Below are 502 nucleotides of genomic sequence, written 5' to 3'. Positions count from 1 at the left end.
TGCCACACCGCAGCCAGCGACACCATCACCGCCCACAACACCGGCTGAACCACATCCACCCGGTCAAGCCCCGAAGCCCCAGCCAGGACCTCGTCCAACGACCAGTCCACGTAAGGAGCCAGAGCCCGACCACACTCAGCCAGCCGAGCCGCGAACACCGGCGAGGAAGAAGCGAGTTCACGCCCCATGCCGACCCACTGCGACCCCTGACCGGGGAACACGAACACCACCGGACCGGTGACACCAGCCCAACCACTCACCACAGCCGAGGCAGGCCGCCCAGCCACCAAGGCCGACAACCCCGCCACCAGATCACCAGAGTTGTCACCGATGACCACGGCCCGATGCTCGAACACCGACCGCGAGGTCGCCAACGACCACCCCACATCAACCGGATCAACCCCCGGCCGCCCCGACACATACCCCACCAACCGAGACGCCTGCGCCCGCAAACCAGCCACCGACTGCGCCGACACCAACCACGACGTCATCTCACCGGTCA

The 502-nt window shown here is 66.9% G+C and carries 1 protein-coding gene and 1 pseudogene; both read right to left on the bottom strand.

Annotated features, from left to right (window positions below; translation table 11 throughout):
- A partial coding sequence (locus ACTMTF_RS49480; protein WP_441117048.1) for an acyltransferase domain-containing protein occupies window positions 1–338 on the bottom strand: 338 nt, incomplete at its 3' end.
- Window positions 339–359: 21 nt separating this feature from the next.
- Window positions 360–491: pseudogene (locus tag ACTMTF_RS49475) on the bottom strand (hypothetical protein); the annotation flags it as partial.
- Between the last annotated feature and the right edge of the window lie 11 nt (window positions 492–502).

This window comes from Nonomuraea sp. ZG12, from assembly GCF_052068115.1.
Taxonomy (GTDB): Bacteria; Actinomycetota; Actinomycetes; order Streptosporangiales; family Streptosporangiaceae; genus Nonomuraea.
This window is presented reverse-complemented; position numbering and strand designations above follow the sequence as displayed.